The organism is Streptomyces sp. RPT161 (assembly GCF_027533845.1).
GTDB lineage: Bacteria > Actinomycetota > Actinomycetes > Streptomycetales > Streptomycetaceae > Streptantibioticus_A > Streptantibioticus_A silvisoli_A.
On sequence record NZ_JAPZVN010000029.1, the window covers coordinates 1 to 16,483 of the forward strand.

Below are 16,483 nucleotides of genomic sequence, written 5' to 3' on the forward strand. Positions count from 1 at the left end.
CGAGGCAAGACCCCCGCTGATGGGGTGAACCGGGCATTCAGCGACACCGGAATACAGGAAAGTGCAGGTCAGAGGCTGCGAAATCAGGAAATCATGCTATTGGTCCGATTTGTCGGTGAGGGCTAAGTCACACCTTCGGCTCCCCTGAATGTGGCCCAGCCCACACCGCACAGCCGTGCGGGACGGCCCTCACCAGCGCACGGCGGTGAAGTCGATGGGCTCGGGCCGCAGCGCCTGGACCCGCTTGACCAGCCCCTTCATTCGCTCTGCCATCTCGTCGGCGGGCAGCTGCCGGCGGTCGCCATGCCCCGGCAGCAGCCACTCGAAGCGCAGCCGGTCCACGCCGCGGGCGAGTGAGGCCGCCAGTGCCTCGATGGAGTACCAGGTGACGCTCTGCGCCACCTCGATGTCCTGGCTGCCGCGCGACCAGTAGAAGCTGTCGCCGCTGAAGCAGTACCGCTCGTCCGCGACGTACAGCACGCTGCCCTCGGTGTGCCCGGCCAGCGGATGGGCGACGACGCCCGGCGCGACCTCGAAGGGCTCGGTGCCGCGCAGCACGTGGTCGGCGTCCGGCGCGTACTCCAGGTCGCCCTCGTGGATCCACAGCCGGGCGTCGAACCGGTCGGCGTACCGGCGGCCGTGCGCGACATGGTCCCGGTGGGTGAGCAGTACGTCGGTGATCGGCCCCAACGCCTCGTATCTGTCGGCGAGTTCGGTGCTCCAGCGCGGGGTGTCGACCATCAGGTTCCCCGAAGGGCGAACCATCAGATAGGAGTTGGCGCCCGCGTTCTGCCGGGAGTTGTGACCGCAGAAGTACAGGCCGTCGTCCAGCAGCAGTGGATACGGATCGAGCGCGGGGTCGAGCCGTCGCGACGGGTGGCGGATGGAGCGGGTGTGGCAGGCGTACGCGGCGGCGTGTAACTGCCGCAGCTCCTCGGCGTTCCGCGGCTGGCGCAGGACCCGCGAGATCCCTTCGACCTCGCCGATCAGCCCGGGGGCGAGTTGCCGTGCGACGTCGCAGTTCGTGCAACGGTCGTCCACGTACCAGCCACCTGGTTCGGGGGATGGGGCGTTGGGCATGGCGGAACTCCTACTCTGACGTCCGTGGGAAGGGCGATGACCGGTCGCCCTGTCCATGGATATCGCCTGAGCGGCGCAGAAAAGAAGGGGGTGCGGTTCTTGTGCTTCGGCCCGGGACCGTCTCTGCGCGGGCGGCCCGGCGGGCGCGCGGTGGCTCCAACCGGGTGCGCAGGTCTGCGTTGCACTACCTCCTCGCCGGCACCCGGGCGGCCCGGTGCAGCAGCAGTGCCGCGATGAGGCCGCCGAGCAACACGGCGACGGAGCCGACGAGTTGGCCGGTGCGCAGGCCGGAGGCGAAGGCGTGCCGTACGGCGGACTGGTCGGCGCTGGTGTGGGCGGCGGCCAGGGCCGCGGGCAGTGAGGCGGCGCCGGTGATCGTGGCGGGAAGCAGCGCGGTGAACCGGGCGCCGAGCACCGCGCCCAGGACGGCCACCCCCAGGCCGTTGCCGAACTCGGCGAGGGTGCCGTTCAGCCCGGCGCCCACGCCCGCCTGCCGGGGCGGGATCGCCGACATCACCGCGTTGGCCATGGTGGGCGCGGCGAAGGCGACGCCGATCCCCATCAGCATCAGACCGCTGAGCATCCCGCCGTAACCGCCGGAGCCGAAGACCGCCGCCGTCGCCAGGCCCGCGGCCAGGGTGGTCATGCCGAGGGCGATGGTCAGCGGAGTGCCGAGCCTGGGAAGTACCCGGGCGTGCAGCCCGGTGAAGTTGAGGACGACGACGGTCAGCGCCAGTGGCGCGGTGCGCAGTCCGGCGTCCAACGGCCCGTACCCCAGGACGAACTGGAGCTGCTGGGTGAGCAGGAACAGCGAGCCGCCCATGCCGAAGGCGACGAGGATGCCACCGGCCAGGGCGCCGATGAAGCGGCGGTTGCGGAAGAACCCCATGTCCAGCATCGGGTGTTGGACCCGGCGCTCCCACCAGGCGAAGACCGCGAGCCCCGCCAGCCCGAGCCCGGCGGTGCCCAGCACCGGCGTGGACCACCAGCCGTGTACCGGACCGGCGATGATGGAGTACACGACGCCCGCCATGCCGACGACGGACAGCAGTGTGCCCAGCGGATCGGGCCGCTCACCGGCCGGTTCCCTGGACTCAGGCACCAGTTTGACGGCCGCCACCAGGCCGACCAGTACCACCGGAACGTTGATCAGGAAGATCGAACCCCACCAGAAGTGGTTGAGCAGCGTGCCGCCGATCACCGGCCCGGCGGCGAAGCCAAGGGAGTTGACGGTACTCCAGATGCCGATGGCCCTGGGCCGCTCGGCGCCGTCGAATACCTGGACCACCACGGCGAGCGTGGTGGTCATCAGCAGGGCGCCGCCCACTCCCATCCCGGCGCGGGCGGCGATGAGCTGGCCCGGCCCCTGGGAGAAGGAGGCGGCCACCGATCCGACGCCGAACAGGGCGAGGCCGGTGACGAGCATCCGCTTGCGGCCGTAGCGGTCGGCGGCGTTGCCCGCGGTGAGCAGCAAGCCGGACTGGACCAGCGAATAGGCGTTGATCATCCACTGGACGTCGGCGGTGCTGGCCCCCAACTCCTCGGTGAGCGACGGAATCGCCACGCTCAAGATGGTGTTGTCCAGCAGCACGGTGAGCTGGGCGAGGCAGATCACCGCGAGGATCAGCCAGCGGGTCGGCGGTCGGGAGGCGTGCCGGGGCGGGGTGGCGTCGGTGGCCACGGTTGACATGGGGCTCCTGGTGGGACGTCCACGGTGACGCGACCGGCCGGCCGGCGGCCGAAGCGGGCGCCGACCGGCCGGAACGGAGGCGGGGTTCGGGGTCGTCAGAGTCGGGCGAAGCGGGCGATCGGGTTCTTCAGGGTGCCGCTGAGCTGGAGCGCTCCGGCCGGGTCCTGGAGGTCGACCATCTGGCGGTTGTCGCGCAGCTGCAGCCGGTTGAGGCAGGACAGTGCGAACTCCTCGCAGAACAGGTCGTACCGCTTGAACCGTTCGGCCAACTCGGGGTTTGCGTCCTGGTACTCGGACACGCAGTCGGCGACGGCCGACCAGAACGCGTCCTCCTCCAGTGTGCCGTTGGCGGTGAGGATCCCGTTGAGGAAGCGCAGGAAGCAGTCGAAGACATCAGTGAAGATCGACAGCGTCCACAGTTCCTCCGGCACCCGCGCGCGGATCCGCTCCACCTCGGGCGGCAGCGGGGTGTCGGCGTCCATCACGGCGATCTCCTCGGCGATGTCCTTGAAGATCGCCCGCTGTACGACCCCGTTCTCCAGCACCAGGATGACGTTCTCGCCGTGCGGCATGAAGACCAGGCCGTACGCGTAGAAGCAGTGCAGCAGCGGGGTGAGGTAGGCGTCCAGATAGCGGCGCAGCCAGGTCTTCGCGTCCAGACCGGACTGCGCGATCAGCGCCGCGGCGAACGAGCCGCCGTCCCGGTCGACGTGCAGCAGCGATGCCATGGTGGCCAGCCGCTGGCCGGGCGCCAGCTTCGGCACCGGGCTCTCCCGCCACAGTGCGGCCAGCATCTTCAGGTACGGCGAGCCCTTGGCCGACGCGGCGGCGTACTGCCTGTGGCGGTAGCCGACCGCGGCCAGCTCCCGGATCACGTCCAGGCCGGTGCGCCTGAGCACCGCGTCCTCGGCGACCAGGCCGGCCAGCCAGTCGTTGATGGCCGGGGTGGCCTCCATGTACTCGGCGGAAAGTCCCCGTACGAAGCCCATGTTCAGCACTGACAGCGCGGTCTTCACATAGTGCTTGGACGGGTCCGAGGTGTTGAAGAAGGTGCGGATCGACTGCTGTGCCAGATAGGTGTCGTCTCCGTGGCCCAGGCAGACGATGTTGCGCTGGGCGACCTCCGCCGCGAAGGTCACCGACAGCTTGTTCCACCACTGCCAGGGATGCACCGGCATCAGATGGAAGTCATCGAGGTCCAGGCCGAGTTCGGCCATGGTCCCGGCGAACCGCTCCAGGGTGGCCTCGCCCAGCTCGGAGCGGATCAGCCCTTCGTAGTCCAGGTCGGCGCAGACCGAGAACGTCGATCGGTCGCGCCGGGCGGCCAGCCAGATCAGCCGTACCTCGTTCGCGGCCTCCGGTGCGTACGACAGGTACTCGGGCGCGCCGAAGCCCAGCCGGCCGTTGTTGGCGACGAAGCAGGGATGGCCCTCGGTCATCCCGGTCTCGATCCGCTGGAAGGGGGCGTTGGCCAGTTCGGCCGAACTCACCGGCGCAGCCGAGAGTTTGAAGGCGCTGCTGGCCAGCGTGCTGCTGATCTCCTCCAGGTAGACCGGAAGGATCTCCTCGTCCAGGCCCAGGGCGGTGCGCAGTTCGATGAACAGGTCGAGTGCGTCCAGCGGGAGCCTGGTGCCGTCCCGGTGCCGGGTGATGGAGTCCGGGTCGATGTTCCAGTGGTCCAGGGTGAGCAACTGGGCGGAGAAACGGTACTCCACAGTGCCGTCGTCACTGGTGACGGTGTACTCGCCGGACTCCTGGCGCCGCGGGGTGAGCAGCCGCTCGTGGGAGAACTCGGCGAGGGCCTTGCGGACCAGCAGCCGGTTGGCGCGGTCCCACAGTTCGGGTGTCAGGTGCGCGACGACGTCACGAGGTGCGTGGGTGTGCATGGTGCTCCGGTTCACTCCTTGGCTTCGGCAGCCGCGGTGAACGCGCCCTCGCGGGCGGCCAGGTACTGCTCTCGGGTACAGGTGCTGAGGTAGGCGTGCTTGTCGGGCAGCGCGACGGTGTCCACGACGCGGAAGCCGACGGACGCGTTGAGCGTGTGGACCGCCTGGTTGCGTGCGTCCGGCTCCACCACGACGCGCTGGTTGGCCGGTTCGCTGAACAGCAGCTCCATCACGGTGGTGAGTACGGCCCGGGTGAAGCCGTGGATCGGCGTGTCGGTGGGCGCCACCAGGAAGTGCATGCCGACGTCGCCGGGCCGCGCGGCGTACCGCCCGGCCAGCTCGCTGTGCGCGGGGTCGTAGCGCTCGACCAGGAACGCCGGGCGGCCCTCGTACAGGCCGAGCAGAGCGTCATGGTGCGGATTGGCGTCGATGGCCGCGAACTCGCGCTGGACGTCGCCCGGTTCGGCGTCCTGCATCATCCAGAAGACGGACTTGGGATGGGTGACCCAACCGTGCAGCAGCTCGGTGTCGGCGACCGGGTCGACCGGACGGACGGCGAACCGCCCGAGCCGCTCGTCGGTACGGCTGAAGACTGCGTCGGTCATCTCAGGCCACGCCGCCCTGGGCGCCGACGGGGGCGCCGAAGTCCTGGAAGGCGATGGACTTCTCCACCGGATAGTGCTCGCGGCCCAGCAGTTCGCGGATGATCCATGAGTTGCGGTGGGCGCCCATGCCCAGGTCGGGGGCGGTGATGCTGTGCGTGTGCACGGCGGCGTTCTGCACGAAGACGCCGTTCCCGGTGGTGTCCACGCTGTAGTTGCGGCGCACCGCGAACCGGCCCTGGTCGTCCCACAGGATCCGGTCGCGCACCGGTGCCAGGAAGTCCGGCACCTGGTAGCGGTAGCCGGTGGCCAGCACCAGGCCCTCGGTGGCGAGCGAGAAGTCCCGCTCCTGCTCCTCCTGGCGCAGGTCCAGGGTGTACGTGGCGCTCGGTGCGTGGTAACCGGCGCCGGTGAGGGCGGTGTTGGTCATCAGCCGTGTCGGGCAGGGACCCTTGAGGTTCTTCTGGTACAGCAGGTCGAAGATGTCGTTGATCAGGTCGGAGTTGATGCCCTTGTACAGCGGCTTCTGCTCCACGGTCAGCCGGTCGCGGGTGGCCTGCGGCAGTGCGTGGAAGTAGTCGGTGTACTCCGGGGAGGTCAGCTCCAGGGTGAGCTTGGTGTACTCCAGCGGGAAGAACCGCGGCGAGCGGGTGACCCAGGTGAGTTCGTAGCCGCGGGAGTCGATGTCCTGGAGCAGGTCGTAGTAGATCTCGGCGGCGCTCTGCCCGCTGCCGACGATGGTGATGCTCCGCTTCTCCTGTAGCGACGCCTTGCTTTCCAGATAACGGGAGTTGTGGATCAGGTCGCCTTCCAGGCCGCGGCACGGCTCGGGGATGTGCGGGGGCGTTCCGGTGCCGAGCACCAGGCGCCTGGCGCGGTGCACGGTGCGCTCGCCGGTGGACAGCACGATGCTGTGCACCGCGTACAGCTCGTCCGCCTCGTCGTACTCGACGCTGGTGACCTGGTGGCCGAAGCGCAGGCTGTCCAGCTTTCCCGCCGCCCAGCGGCAGTAGTCGTTGTACTCGCCGCGCAGCGGATAGAAGTTCTCCCGTATGTAGAACGAGTACAGGCGGCCCGATTCCTTGAGGTAGTTGAGGAACGAGAAGGGCGAGGTGGGATCGGCGAGTGTGACCAGGTCCGACATGAACGGCGTTTGCAGGGTGCTGCTCTCCAGCAGCATTCCGGTGTGCCAGTTGAATCCCGGCTTGCTCTCCAGGAAAAGTCCGGTCAGCTCCTCGATCGGCTCGGTCAGACAGGCGAGGCCGAGGTTGAAGGGGCCGACGCCGATGCCGATGAAGTCGTACGGAGTGCTGGCCTCGTGCGGAGTGTGTGGCGTGGACAAAGGTTTCTCCGGTCCGGTGGGGTCGGGGTCGGTCAGCTGGCTCGGGCGTGGCCGCGTTCCGGGCCCGCCTGCTCGGACAGGTAGCGCTGGGCGTGGTCGGCGAGCAGATCGAGGACGTGCGCGATGTCGTCCAGCGTGGTGCGCGGATTGAGTAGCGTGAACTTCAGGTGGTGCCGTCCGTCCACCACCGTCCCGGCGACCACCGCCTCACCGGAGGCGGCCAGTGCCTCCCGGGCACGGAGGTTGGCCCGGTCGCACAGCGCGGGGGAGACGTCCCCCGCCGGGGCGTAGCGGAAGACGAGGGTGCTCAACTGGGGTTCGGTGACGACCTCGAAGCGCGGGTCGTCGTTCAGCAGCTTCCAGGCGTCGGCGGCGAGGTCCACCACGTCGTCGAACAGCTCCCCCACGCCGTCGGCGCCCATGACACGCAGCGTGAGCCAGAGCTTGAGCGCGTCGAACCGCCGGGTGGTCTGGATGCTCTTGTCCACCTGATTGGGTATCAGGTTCTCGGCGGCCCGAACCGGGTTGAGGTAGTCGGCGTGGTACGTGGCGTGCCGCAGCGTCGAGCGGTCGCGCACCAGCACCGCGCTCGAACTGACCGGCTGGTAGAAGGACTTGTGGTAGTCCACCGTGACCGAGTCGGCCCGCTCGATGCCGTCGAGCAGATGGCGGCGGCGGTTGGAGACCAGCAGCCCGCAGCCGTAGGCGGCGTCCACGTGCAGCCAGGTCCCGCCCCGCTCGCACAGCTCGGCGATCCTCGGCAGCGGGTCGATGCTGCCGAAGTCGGTGGTGCCCGCGGTGGCGGAGACCGCCATCACCACCAGGCCCTCGTCCCGGCAGCGGTCCAGTTCGGCGGCGAGCGCGTCGGTGCGCATCCGCCGGTTCTCGTCGCACGGTACGGGGATCACGGCCTCGTAGCCGAGGCCCAGCAGGGCGGCCGCCTTGGCGATGCTGAAGTGGCCGCACTCGGAGGCGAGGACGCGCAGCCGGGGCAGGATGTCCGCCTTGCGCAACGGGGCCGGTGAGGCCTCCCGCACGGCACGGCACGCCTCGTCGCGGGCCAGCAGCATCGCGTGCAGGTTGGACTGGGTGCCGCCGCTGGTGAACACGCCGTCCGCGGTGTCACCCAGGCCGATCCGGGCCGCGGTCCAGTCGATCAGCCGCCGCTCGATGAGCGTGCCGCCGTAGCTCTGGTCCCAGGTGTCCAGCGAGGAGTTGACCGAGGAGAGCACCGCCTCAGCGAGCACCGCTGGTATCACCACCGGGCAGTTGAGGTGCCCGAGGTAGCGGGGGTGGTGGAAGTACACCGCGTCCCGCAGGTACACCCGCTCCAGCTCGTCCAGCGCGGCCGACGGGTCGCCCAGCGGCTGGTCCAGGTCGATCGCGTCGACCACCGGGGCCAGCTCGGCCGGGGTGATCCCGGTCAACGGCGTTTCGGTACGGGCGAGTTTGTCCGCCACCCGCTCCACGCCCTCGGTCACCCAGCGCCGGTAGTCCTCGGCCGTCTGGTCGTTGAGCAGGTGTGAGGTGGAACTCATGTTGCGTCCTAGAGTCAGGTATCGGGGGGTGGGGGCGCGGCCCCGAGGGGAGCCTGGTCCCAGAGAGAGGAGGGCCGTCAGTCCTCGGCCGCAGCCGTGCCGGAGACGACCTCCGCGAGCAGGTCCTCCTCGGTCGCGCCGCGGCGCCAGTAACCGGTGAACTTCACGGCCCTGCGGTCGAATCCGCGCTCGCCGACCAGATGACGGCGCAGCGCCCTCACCGAGCCCGCCTCACCGGCGATCCACGCGTACGGAGTGCCGTCGGGCAGCGCGGCGGTGCGTACCGCCGACAGCAGCGGGTCGTCGTCGGGCCGGGCGGTGTCGCGGACCAGCCAGACGATGTCGGCATTGGCCGCGGTGGGCAGTTCCTGCAGGTCCGCCGGGTGGCTGACCTCGATCCAGACCTTGGCCCGGGTGCCGGGCGGCAGCCAGTCCAGGATCCCGGCGACCGCGGGCAGCGCTGTCTCGTCGCCGGTGATCAGCACCCAGTCGGTACCCGGCGGCGGCCGGAAGTCCACTCCGCCGTTGTCCTCGACCACCGGACCGAGCACCGTCACCCGGTCACCGGGCCGGGCCCGCTGGGCCCAGCGGGACGCCGGGCCGGTGTCGCCGTGCACCGCGAAGTCCACGTCCAACTCCTGTCGCTCGCGGCGCTGTTCGCGCACCGTGTACGAGCGCATCACCCCGCGCACCGCCGGGTCCATCGTCCGCCACTGGGCGAACCAGTCCTCATGGGTGGGGACGACGGGGGCGTCCTGGCCGGGATGCGGCAGGAACAGCTTGAACCGCTGGTCCCGGCCGCCGGAGGCGAAGCCCGCCAACTGCTCGCCGCCGAAGGTGACCCGGACCATGCCGGGGCCCAGGCGTTCGGTGCGGGCCACTCGCAGATCGAAGAAGCGGAACGGAACGGCGGGGGCGGGGGCTGCGGTGGTCATGGGGTGTCTCCCGGGGGGTCCTGGTGGGTTGCCTGGGTTCAGCTGACCTTCTTGGCCTTCTGCACGGCCGTCGCCAGCGCCTCGACCATGGGCGCGCATCCCGCGTACGACATACGCGGCTCGCTCTGCCAGGGCAGCACCTGGTGAGCCTTGACGGCGGGCAGGTTGGTCCAGGCGGGCTTGCTGGTGAGGAAGTCGGACTGGACGGCGGCGGTGCGGCTGTCCAGCAGGATCAGGTCGGCCGGGTACTTGTTGGCGTTCTCCCAGCTGAGGTTCTCGAAGAAGCCGCCCTGCACCTTGTCGGGCATCACGAAGTCAACGCCGAGGGAGCGGAAGTAGGACAGGTCGGTGTAGACCTTCGGGTCGCAGACGTAGAGCAGGTCGGCGCTGGCGGAGGCGGCCATGACCTTGATCCGCCCGTTGGCCTTGGCCGCGCCGCGCAGCTTCTCCGCCGCGGCCTCGAAGCGGGCCCTGGCGTCGGTGACCTTCCTCGCCCTGGTGTCGGCGCCGAGCGATTCGGCCAAGTCCACGTAGCGCTGGAGGGGTTGGGGGAGCGGCACCCCGCTGACCGTGATGCCGACGCTGGGCGCCAGCTTGAGGATGGTGTTCTTGCTGTCGTCCGGAACGAACCACAGCGCGCCCGGCTGGAACATGTTGGTCACCAGCAGGTCCGGCTTGAGAGCCGCGTACTTCTCGATGTCGAACTCGCCGTAGGCGTTGCCGATGATGGTCAGCTTGCCGATGTCCAGGTCGCCCGCCATCGGGTCGGGCTTGCCGTCCTTGAGCTTGGTCGGGCCGAAGACACCGACGATCTGGTCACCGAGGCCGAGGTCGTGCAGGGCCGCGGCGGTCCCGGTGTAGGCGACGATGCGCTTGGGACGGGAGGCGGCCGTCACCTTCTGCCTGCGGTCGTCGGTGAAGGACCAGCCGTCGTCCTTGCCGGACGCCGAACCGCCCTTGCCCCCGCAGGCGGTCACCAGGGCACCCAGGCCGAGGGCGCCTCCTGCGGCGAGCAGGCCGCGGCGGGAGAGGTTTGCGGATCGGGAGAAAGGCATGGCGGGGCTTCCTTCATCGGTGGCGTCATCGCGTGCGGCGTGCTGGATGACGCCGGCGATCGAGATCGATGTTAGGTTAACCTAACCTAAGTCACTGTCCAATGAGGGGCGGCCACCGCTCCCCGGTCGCACCGGAGCACCTACGTGTCGGTCACCAAGTCACCGCAAGCCGCAGGGGGTTCGACGGCGCCGCCGTCGCTCGGTATACGACCACCCGGCAGACGTGCCGCACTGCGCGCCGCGGGACTGCTCGGGGCCCTGCTGCTCCTGGTGGTCGTGCTGGCGCTGAGCCTCGCGCTGGGCGCCAGGCCCCTCTCGCTCGGCCAGGTGTGGCACGGGCTGTTCGACTCCGGGGACGTGGTGGTGCACCGGATGCGCTTGCCGCGCACCGCCCTGGGGCTGGTGGTGGGTGCCGCGCTCGGGCTCGCGGGTGGCGTGATGCAGGCGCTGACCCGCAATCCGCTGGCCGATCCCGGGTTGTTGGGGATCAACGCGGGGGCGTCGGCCGCCGTGGTCTCCGCGATCTCCTTTCTGGGGCTGTCCAGTTTCATAGGCTATGTCTGGTTCGCCTTTCTTGGTGCCGCCGTGGTTTCGGTGCTCATCTACGCGGTCGGCGGTGGCCGCGGGGCGACCCCGGCGCGGCTCGCACTGGCCGGTGCGGCGGTGAACGCGATGCTGTACTCGTACGTGAGCGCCGTGGAACTGCTGGACACCGCGTCGCTGGACAAGATGCGTTTCTGGACGGTGGGTTCACTGGCCGCCGCCCAGCCCGGCACCGCGCAGCGGCTGGCCCCCTTCGTGGTCGTCGGCGCGCTGCTCGCCCTCGCCCTGGCCCGGCCGCTCAACGCCCTGGCCCTCGGTGACGACGCCGCGCGGGCGCTGGGCGCCCGCCCGGCCCGCGTCCGCGCCGCCGCCATCGTGGCCGTCACCGCGCTGTGCGGCGCGGCCACCGCGGCCTGCGGCCCGATCGTGTTCGTCGGGCTGATGGTCCCGCACCTGGTGCGCTCGCTCACCGGACCCGACCTGCGCTGGCAACTGCCGTACTGCGCACTGCTCGCGCCGGCGCTGCTGCTCGGCTCCGACGTGCTGGGCCGTATCCTCGCCCGCCCCTCCGAACTTCAGGTCGGCATCGTCACCGCGGTGGTCGGCGGACCGTTCTTCCTCTACTTCGTGCGACGGAACCGGGCGGTGCGGGCATGAGCGTGATCCGTACTTCCGGCGGACTGTCCGTCGCGTACCGGCCGAGGGCGCTGCTGGTCGGGACCGGTTGCGCACTGCTCGCACTGGCCGTCGGCGTGCTGTCGATCGGCAGCGGCGAGTACCCGATGAGCCCAACCGCCGTGGTGCGCGCCCTCGTTGGGCAGGGCGCGGCGGCCGACACCTTCGTCGTGGAGCAACTGCGCCTGCCCCGCGTCGTCACCGCGCTCCTGGTCGGCGCGGCGCTCGGCCTGGCCGGTGCGATCTTCCAGTCCCTGGTGCGCAACCCGCTGGGCAGCCCCGACGTACTGGGCTTCACCCAGGGCGCGGCCACCGGCGCGCTCACCGTCATCGTGCTGATCGGCGGCGGTGGAGCGGCGCTCGCGGGCGGCGCGGTGCTCGGCGGTGTGCTCACCGGCGCGCTGATCTACGCGCTCGCCGCACGGCAGGGCGCACACGGCTATCCGCTGATCCTGGTCGGCATCGGGGTGGCGGCGATCCTCACCGGCGTCAACGGCTACCTGCTGACACGGGCCCAGATCCCGGACGCGGCCCGCGCGGTGCTGTGGCTCACCGGCTCGCTGGACGGGCGCGAGTGGAGCGACGTGGTGCCCCTCGCGCTGGCCCTGGCGGTGCTCGTGCCGGTGGTGCTGCTGGGCTGCGCCCGCGCGCTACGGGTACTGGAGATGGGCGACGACGCCGCGCACGGACTGGGCGTGCCGGTCCGGCGCACCAGGGTGACGCTGCTGGCCTGCGCGGTGCTGCTGGCCGCGTTCGCCGCGGCGGCGGCCGGCCCGGTGGCGTTCGTCGCGCTCACCGCGCCGCGGCTGGCCCGGCGGCTGACCGGGGCACCGGGACCGAACCTGGTGCCGTCGCTGTGCATGGGCGCCGCGCTGATGGTCAGCGCCGACTGGATCGCCCAACGGCTTTTCACCGGACACCAGTTGCCGGTGGGCGTGGTGACCGGAGTGCTGGGCGGCGGCTACCTGGTGTGGCTGCTGGCCACCGAACGCAAGCGGGGGCGGATTTGAGCGGCAACGTGAACGACCGACAAGGCGAGGTACGGAAGATGGCCCAGACCGCGACACGGCTGAACGGCAGCGGACTGACCCTGGCCTATGAGCGGCGCACGATCGCCGAACACCTCGACGTGACCGTGCCCGACCGTTCCTTCACGGTCATCGTCGGCCCCAACGCCTGTGGAAAGTCCACCTTGTTGCGGGCGCTGTCCAGGACCCTGAAGCCGTCGGCCGGTACCGTGCTGCTGGATGGGCAGGACATCCACACCGTGCCCGCCAGGAAGGTGGCCAGGACCCTGGGGCTGCTGCCGCAGTCGTCCGTCGCGCCGGACGGCATCACCGTCTCCGACCTGGTGGCCCGCGGCCGGTACCCGCACCAGGGCCTGCTGCGCCAGTGGTCGAAGGAGGACGAGAGGACCGTCACCGAGTCCATGGCCGCCACCGGCATCGGCGAGCTGGCCGACCGGTACGTCGACGAACTCTCCGGCGGCCAGCGGCAGCGGGTGTGGATCGCCATGGCGCTCGCCCAGCAGACGCCGCTGCTGCTGTTGGACGAGCCGACCACGTATCTCGACATCGCCCACCAGATCGATGTGCTCGACCTGTGCGCCGAACTCCACGCGGAGCAGGGCCGCACACTCGTCGCGGTACTGCACGACCTCAACCAGGCGGCCCGCTACGCCACTCATCTGATCGCCATGCGCGCCGGACAGGTGATCGCCGCCGGTGCGCCCGGCGACATCGTGACCGCCGAACTGGTCGAGGAGGTCTTCGGCGTCCCCTGCCGCGTCATCGACGACCCGGAAACGGGCACGCCGCTGGTCGTTCCCTCGGCACCACGGCGCTCGGGCGCACGGGCGGAGCCCGCCGCCGCTGGCCGATAACACTCCTGTGACCATCGGTAGCAGATGTGCGTAGCGCAAACCCTTGGTAAACAAACCAAGGCGTGGCGGAGCCGCGCCGGGAAACCCCTGGAAACACCAAGAGGAGCATTCATGCGCCAGCGCGCAATTCGCTTAGGAGTCACTGCCCTTACGGTTCTCGGCGTGTCGGCGGCGTTGGCCCCCGCCGGCCACGCCGCCGCTCCCGAGCGGTGCGGGAAGGGCGACTTCTGCCTGTTCAGCGGCCCGCACCAGTCGGGCGACGTGCTGTACAAGCTCGACGCGAAGGTGCGCAGGACGACATTCACCTTCCCCGATGTCGACGCCCTCGCGCTGTCCGGCAACCCGCGCTCGGCGCACAACCCGATACCGGACAGCTTCGGTTGCATAGTGCGCCTCAACGACAGGGCACACTTCGCCGGTGAGGAACAGGAGATCGGCGGCGGCGACGCGGAGTTGTCCGGCGCGCCGGTGGCCGCCATCACCGTCGACTGCGGCTGACCTCAGTCCGTCGGCCGCCAGACGGCGGGGTCCTCGATGATCCGCCGTATGGCGGCCATTCCGGCGCCGGTCAGCGGGCCGCGCCGTCCCAGCGCGGAGACCAGCAGCGCCTCCGGCGGCCAGCGGCGCAGCGTGCGGGTCGCCAGCTCCCTGCGCATGCCCGGGAGCAGCCAGTCGCCCAACTCGGCGTACGCGCCGCCCAGTACCACCGCCGCGGGGTCGACCAGATTGACCGCGCCGGCGAGTGTGGTGCCCAGCGCCTCACCCGCCCGCTCCAGCGCCCCCAGCGCGCGTCGGTCACCGTCCCGCGCACGGGAGGCCAGCCGCCGCACCGCGTCCTCGCCCCTGCCCAGCCCCGCCTGCCGCAGCACCGCCTCCTCGCCCGCGTACTGCTCCAGGCACCCGCGCGCACCGCACGCGCACACGGGACCGTCCGGACGCACCGGCACATGGCCCAACTCGCCCGCGAAACCGCGCGCCCCACGGAACACCCGGCCGCCCACCACCAGGGCGGCACCGATGCCCTCCGCGGCGGAGACATGGATGAAGTCGCATGCCCCAGCGCCCTGCCACAACTCGGCCAGCGCGCCGAGGTTCGCCTCGTTGTCCACCTCCAACGGCAGCCCGTGGGCGCACAGTTCGGACGCGGCCACATCCCGCCAGCCCAGGTTGGGGGCCCGCTCCACCGTCCCCGGCGCGTCGCCGACCAGTCCGGGCACCGCCAGCACCGCGGCGACCGGACGCAGCCCCGACGCCCGCGCCTCACCCACCGCCCGCTCGGACACCGCGGTCAGCTCGGCCAGTACCTCCTCCGCCCGCCGGTTCCGGTTGGCCGCCGCGACCCGCAGCCACACCCTGACCTCGCCGCGCAGATCGACCACACAGGCACCCAGATGGCCGACCCCTACCTCAAGCCCAAGGCCGGCCGGACCGCGCTCACTCAGCGCCAGCGCACGGCCGGGACGACCGGCCCGGCCGCTGGGTACCGACCCCGACTCGGTCAGCAGACCGGCCGAGTGCAACTCGTCCACCAGACTGGACACCGCCGCCCTGGTCAGCCCGGTGCGCTCGGCCACCGCCGCCCGGGACATCGGGCCGTGCGCGGCCACGGTGGTCATCACCAGCGCCAGGTTCTGCCGCCGCATGCCCTGCTGGGAGGCGGCCCGCCCGGACTGCGCCGCAGCCGCCCAGCCGTGCTTCATCGGGCGGATCCGGAGGCCGGATTGAGCAGCGGCACGGCGGCGCGCAGCGTCTCTCGGATCCGCTCCAGCGCCTCGGTGTCCCGCTCCACCGGCTCCAGCAGCACTCCGGCCGCGGTGCCCCAGCGCCGGGCCACCTCGTCCGGCGCCTCACCGGTGAGCAGCCCGGCGGCCTGCGCCGCGGCGCCCAACGCCACCAACTCCTGGGCCGCGGGCACCCGTACCGGCCGACCCGACAGCCTGCGCACCGTCTCCCGCCATGCCGCGCCCCTGGCACCGCCACCGACCAGCAGCAGCGGAACCGACGGGTCCACCGGCTCGCCACCGGCGCGCAGCACGTCGTCCACCGCCGTCAACAGCGAGTAGGCGGCGCCGTCATAGCCGGCCTGCAACACCTGCCCGGGACTGGTGTCATGGCGCAACCCCTGCAACAGCCCTGACGCATAAGGGAGATTGGGGGTGCGCTCGCCGTCCAGGTACGGCAGCAGCACGGCGGAGCCGCCGGGCGCGACGTCCTCCCGGTCCCGGCCCAGCAGCGCGGCGATCCGGTCGACGGCCAGTGTGCAGTTGAGGGTGCAGGCCAGCGGAAGCCAGTCGCCGCGAGCGTCGGCGAACCCGGCGACGGTACCGGAGGGGTCCTGCGGCCTGCCCCGGGTGACCGCGTACACCGTGCCCGAGGTTCCCAGGCTGACCACCGGCACCCCCGGTTCCAGGCCCAGCCCGAGCGCCGCGGCCATGTTGTCACCGGTACCTGCCGCGACCAGCGCGCCCTCCCGCAACGGTGTGCCCGCCCTGACCACCCCGGCCGCCACGCCCGGTGCCAGCACCTTGGGGAGCAGCGCCCGGTCCAGCCCGACCCGGCGCAGGACGTCCTCGTCGTATCCGTCCGGGGTCCACCAGCCGGTACCCGACGCGTCACCGCGGTCGGTGGCGGCGGTACCGGTGAGCCGCTCAGTGAGGTAGTCGTGCGGCAACCGCACCGCGGCCACCCGGGCGGCGGCCTGCGGCTCGTTGGCGCACAGCCAGGCCCACTTGGCCACGGTGAAGGCGGCGGTGGGGACACTTCCGGTGCGCCGCGCCCACCACTGGGGCGTCAACTCCTCGACCAGCGAGGCGGCCTGGGGCGCGGAGCGCACGTCGTTCCACAGCAGCGCGGGCCGCACCGGCCCGCCGTGCGCGTCCAGGGTCACCAGGCCGTGCTGCTGGGCGCCGATCGATACGGCCGCCGCGCGATCCGCGTGGCCGGTTCGCCTTACCGCCTCGTTGAACGCGCGCCACCACTGCTCCGGGTCGCTCTCCCGGGCCGCCGCGGTGCTCACCGTGTGCGGGGCGCGGCCCTCACCCAGCACGGCACCGGTGTCCACCGCCACGGCGACCGCCTTGGTCGCCTGCGTGGAGCTGTCCACGCCGATGACCACGCGCTGTACGGCCATCGCTGCCTCCTCGCGCATGCCTGCCGTCACCCGCTGCGGCGGGTTTCGCCACGGCGCCCGCGCATACTAATTTGTTTTCCGCCCTTACGAACAGGGGCGAGGCCGTTCCATCACCTCCGGCAACC

The 16,483-nt window shown here is 71.1% G+C and carries 14 protein-coding genes; 4 read left to right on the forward strand and 10 right to left on the reverse strand.

The window, feature by feature from the left end; translation table 11 throughout:
• Positions 1–189: 189 nt before the first annotated feature.
• From O5O46_RS32250 to O5O46_RS32285, 8 genes are all read right to left on the reverse strand, one after another.
• On the reverse strand, positions 190–1,080 hold the full coding sequence (locus tag O5O46_RS32250; protein ID WP_269859196.1) for an MBL fold metallo-hydrolase: 891 nt from the start codon (positions 1,078–1,080) through the stop codon (positions 190–192).
• Positions 1,081–1,264: 184 nt separating this feature from the next.
• The gene (locus O5O46_RS32255) at positions 1,265–2,770 is read right to left on the reverse strand and encodes an MFS transporter (RefSeq protein WP_269859197.1); all 1,506 of its coding nucleotides are present in this window, start codon (positions 2,768–2,770) and stop codon (positions 1,265–1,267) included.
• Positions 2,771–2,865: 95 nt separating this feature from the next.
• Positions 2,866–4,656 (reverse strand): IucA/IucC family protein, encoded by a 1,791-nt coding sequence (locus O5O46_RS32260; RefSeq protein ID WP_269859198.1) that lies wholly within the window; start codon positions 4,654–4,656, stop codon positions 2,866–2,868.
• Positions 4,657–4,667: 11 nt separating this feature from the next.
• Positions 4,668–5,261, reverse strand: coding sequence for a GNAT family N-acetyltransferase (locus tag O5O46_RS32265; protein ID WP_269859199.1), 594 nt, complete (start codon positions 5,259–5,261; stop codon positions 4,668–4,670).
• Position 5,262: 1 nt separating this feature from the next.
• The gene (locus O5O46_RS32270) at positions 5,263–6,600 is read right to left on the reverse strand and encodes a lysine N(6)-hydroxylase/L-ornithine N(5)-oxygenase family protein (RefSeq protein WP_269859200.1); all 1,338 of its coding nucleotides are present in this window, start codon (positions 6,598–6,600) and stop codon (positions 5,263–5,265) included.
• Positions 6,601–6,632: 32 nt separating this feature from the next.
• A complete protein-coding gene (locus tag O5O46_RS32275) occupies positions 6,633–8,138 on the reverse strand; it encodes a pyridoxal phosphate-dependent decarboxylase family protein (RefSeq protein WP_269859201.1) in 1,506 nt (501 codons plus the stop codon).
• 77 nt (positions 8,139–8,215) lie between these two features.
• Complete coding sequence (locus O5O46_RS32280) at positions 8,216–9,073, reverse strand: siderophore-interacting protein (protein WP_269859202.1); 858 nt, start codon at positions 9,071–9,073, stop codon at positions 8,216–8,218.
• 38 nt (positions 9,074–9,111) lie between these two features.
• Positions 9,112–10,128 carry an ABC transporter substrate-binding protein gene (locus tag O5O46_RS32285; protein ID WP_269859203.1) on the reverse strand — a complete coding sequence of 339 codons (1,017 nt, stop codon included), beginning with the start codon at positions 10,126–10,128 and terminating at the stop codon, positions 9,112–9,114.
• A 144-nt stretch (positions 10,129–10,272) separates the two neighbouring features.
• Here O5O46_RS32285 and O5O46_RS32290 point away from each other — a divergent pair, with 144 nt between their 5' ends.
• The 4 genes from O5O46_RS32290 (at position 10,273) to O5O46_RS32305 (ending at position 13,726) form a co-directional block, all read left to right on the forward strand.
• Complete coding sequence (locus tag O5O46_RS32290) at positions 10,273–11,328, forward strand: FecCD family ABC transporter permease (RefSeq protein WP_443072682.1); 1,056 nt, start codon at positions 10,273–10,275, stop codon at positions 11,326–11,328.
• Positions 11,325–12,356 carry a FecCD family ABC transporter permease gene (locus O5O46_RS32295; protein ID WP_269859204.1) on the forward strand — a complete coding sequence of 344 codons (1,032 nt, stop codon included), beginning with the start codon at positions 11,325–11,327 and terminating at the stop codon, positions 12,354–12,356. Before O5O46_RS32290 ends, O5O46_RS32295 begins: the two co-directional genes overlap by 4 nt.
• A 38-nt stretch (positions 12,357–12,394) precedes the next feature.
• Entirely contained in the window at positions 12,395–13,228 is an 834-nt protein-coding gene (locus O5O46_RS32300) for an ABC transporter ATP-binding protein (RefSeq protein WP_269859205.1), read from the forward strand.
• A 162-nt stretch (positions 13,229–13,390) separates the two neighbouring features.
• Positions 13,391–13,726, forward strand: coding sequence for a peptidase inhibitor family I36 protein (locus tag O5O46_RS32305; RefSeq protein WP_269859206.1), 336 nt, complete (start codon positions 13,391–13,393; stop codon positions 13,724–13,726).
• 2 nt (positions 13,727–13,728) lie between these two features.
• Here the strand turns inward: O5O46_RS32305 and O5O46_RS32310 are convergent, their stop codons facing one another.
• Positions 13,729–14,928: an ROK family transcriptional regulator gene (locus O5O46_RS32310; protein WP_269859207.1), complete on the reverse strand. Its 1,200-nt coding sequence runs from the start codon at positions 14,926–14,928 to the stop codon at positions 13,729–13,731.
• A complete protein-coding gene (gene xylB / locus O5O46_RS32315; RefSeq protein ID WP_269859208.1) occupies positions 14,925–16,358 on the reverse strand; it encodes a xylulokinase in 1,434 nt (477 codons plus the stop codon). The genes O5O46_RS32310 and xylB overlap by 4 nt, the downstream gene beginning before the upstream one ends.
• Between the last annotated feature and the right edge of the window lie 125 nt (positions 16,359–16,483).

Excerpts from the sequence above, each read along its gene's own strand:
- O5O46_RS32250 (WP_269859196.1), bottom strand. The coding sequence starts at position 1,080 with ATGCCCAACGCCCCATCCCCCGAACCAGGTGGCTGGTACGTGGACGAC.
- O5O46_RS32255 (WP_269859197.1), bottom strand. The coding sequence starts at position 2,770 with ATGTCAACCGTGGCCACCGACGCCACCCCGCCCCGGCACGCCTCCCGA.
- O5O46_RS32260 (WP_269859198.1), bottom strand. The coding sequence starts at position 4,656 with ATGCACACCCACGCACCTCGTGACGTCGTCGCGCACCTGACACCCGAA.
- O5O46_RS32265 (WP_269859199.1), bottom strand. The coding sequence starts at position 5,261 with ATGACCGACGCAGTCTTCAGCCGTACCGACGAGCGGCTCGGGCGGTTC.
- O5O46_RS32275 (WP_269859201.1), bottom strand. The coding sequence starts at position 8,138 with ATGAGTTCCACCTCACACCTGCTCAACGACCAGACGGCCGAGGACTAC.
- O5O46_RS32280 (WP_269859202.1), bottom strand. The coding sequence starts at position 9,073 with ATGACCACCGCAGCCCCCGCCCCCGCCGTTCCGTTCCGCTTCTTCGAT.
- O5O46_RS32285 (WP_269859203.1), bottom strand. The coding sequence starts at position 10,128 with ATGCCTTTCTCCCGATCCGCAAACCTCTCCCGCCGCGGCCTGCTCGCC.
- O5O46_RS32295 (WP_269859204.1), top strand. The coding sequence starts at position 11,325 with ATGAGCGTGATCCGTACTTCCGGCGGACTGTCCGTCGCGTACCGGCCG.
- O5O46_RS32300 (WP_269859205.1), top strand. The coding sequence starts at position 12,395 with ATGGCCCAGACCGCGACACGGCTGAACGGCAGCGGACTGACCCTGGCC.
- O5O46_RS32310 (WP_269859207.1), bottom strand. The coding sequence starts at position 14,928 with ATGAAGCACGGCTGGGCGGCTGCGGCGCAGTCCGGGCGGGCCGCCTCC.
- xylB (WP_269859208.1), bottom strand. The coding sequence starts at position 16,358 with ATGGCCGTACAGCGCGTGGTCATCGGCGTGGACAGCTCCACGCAGGCG.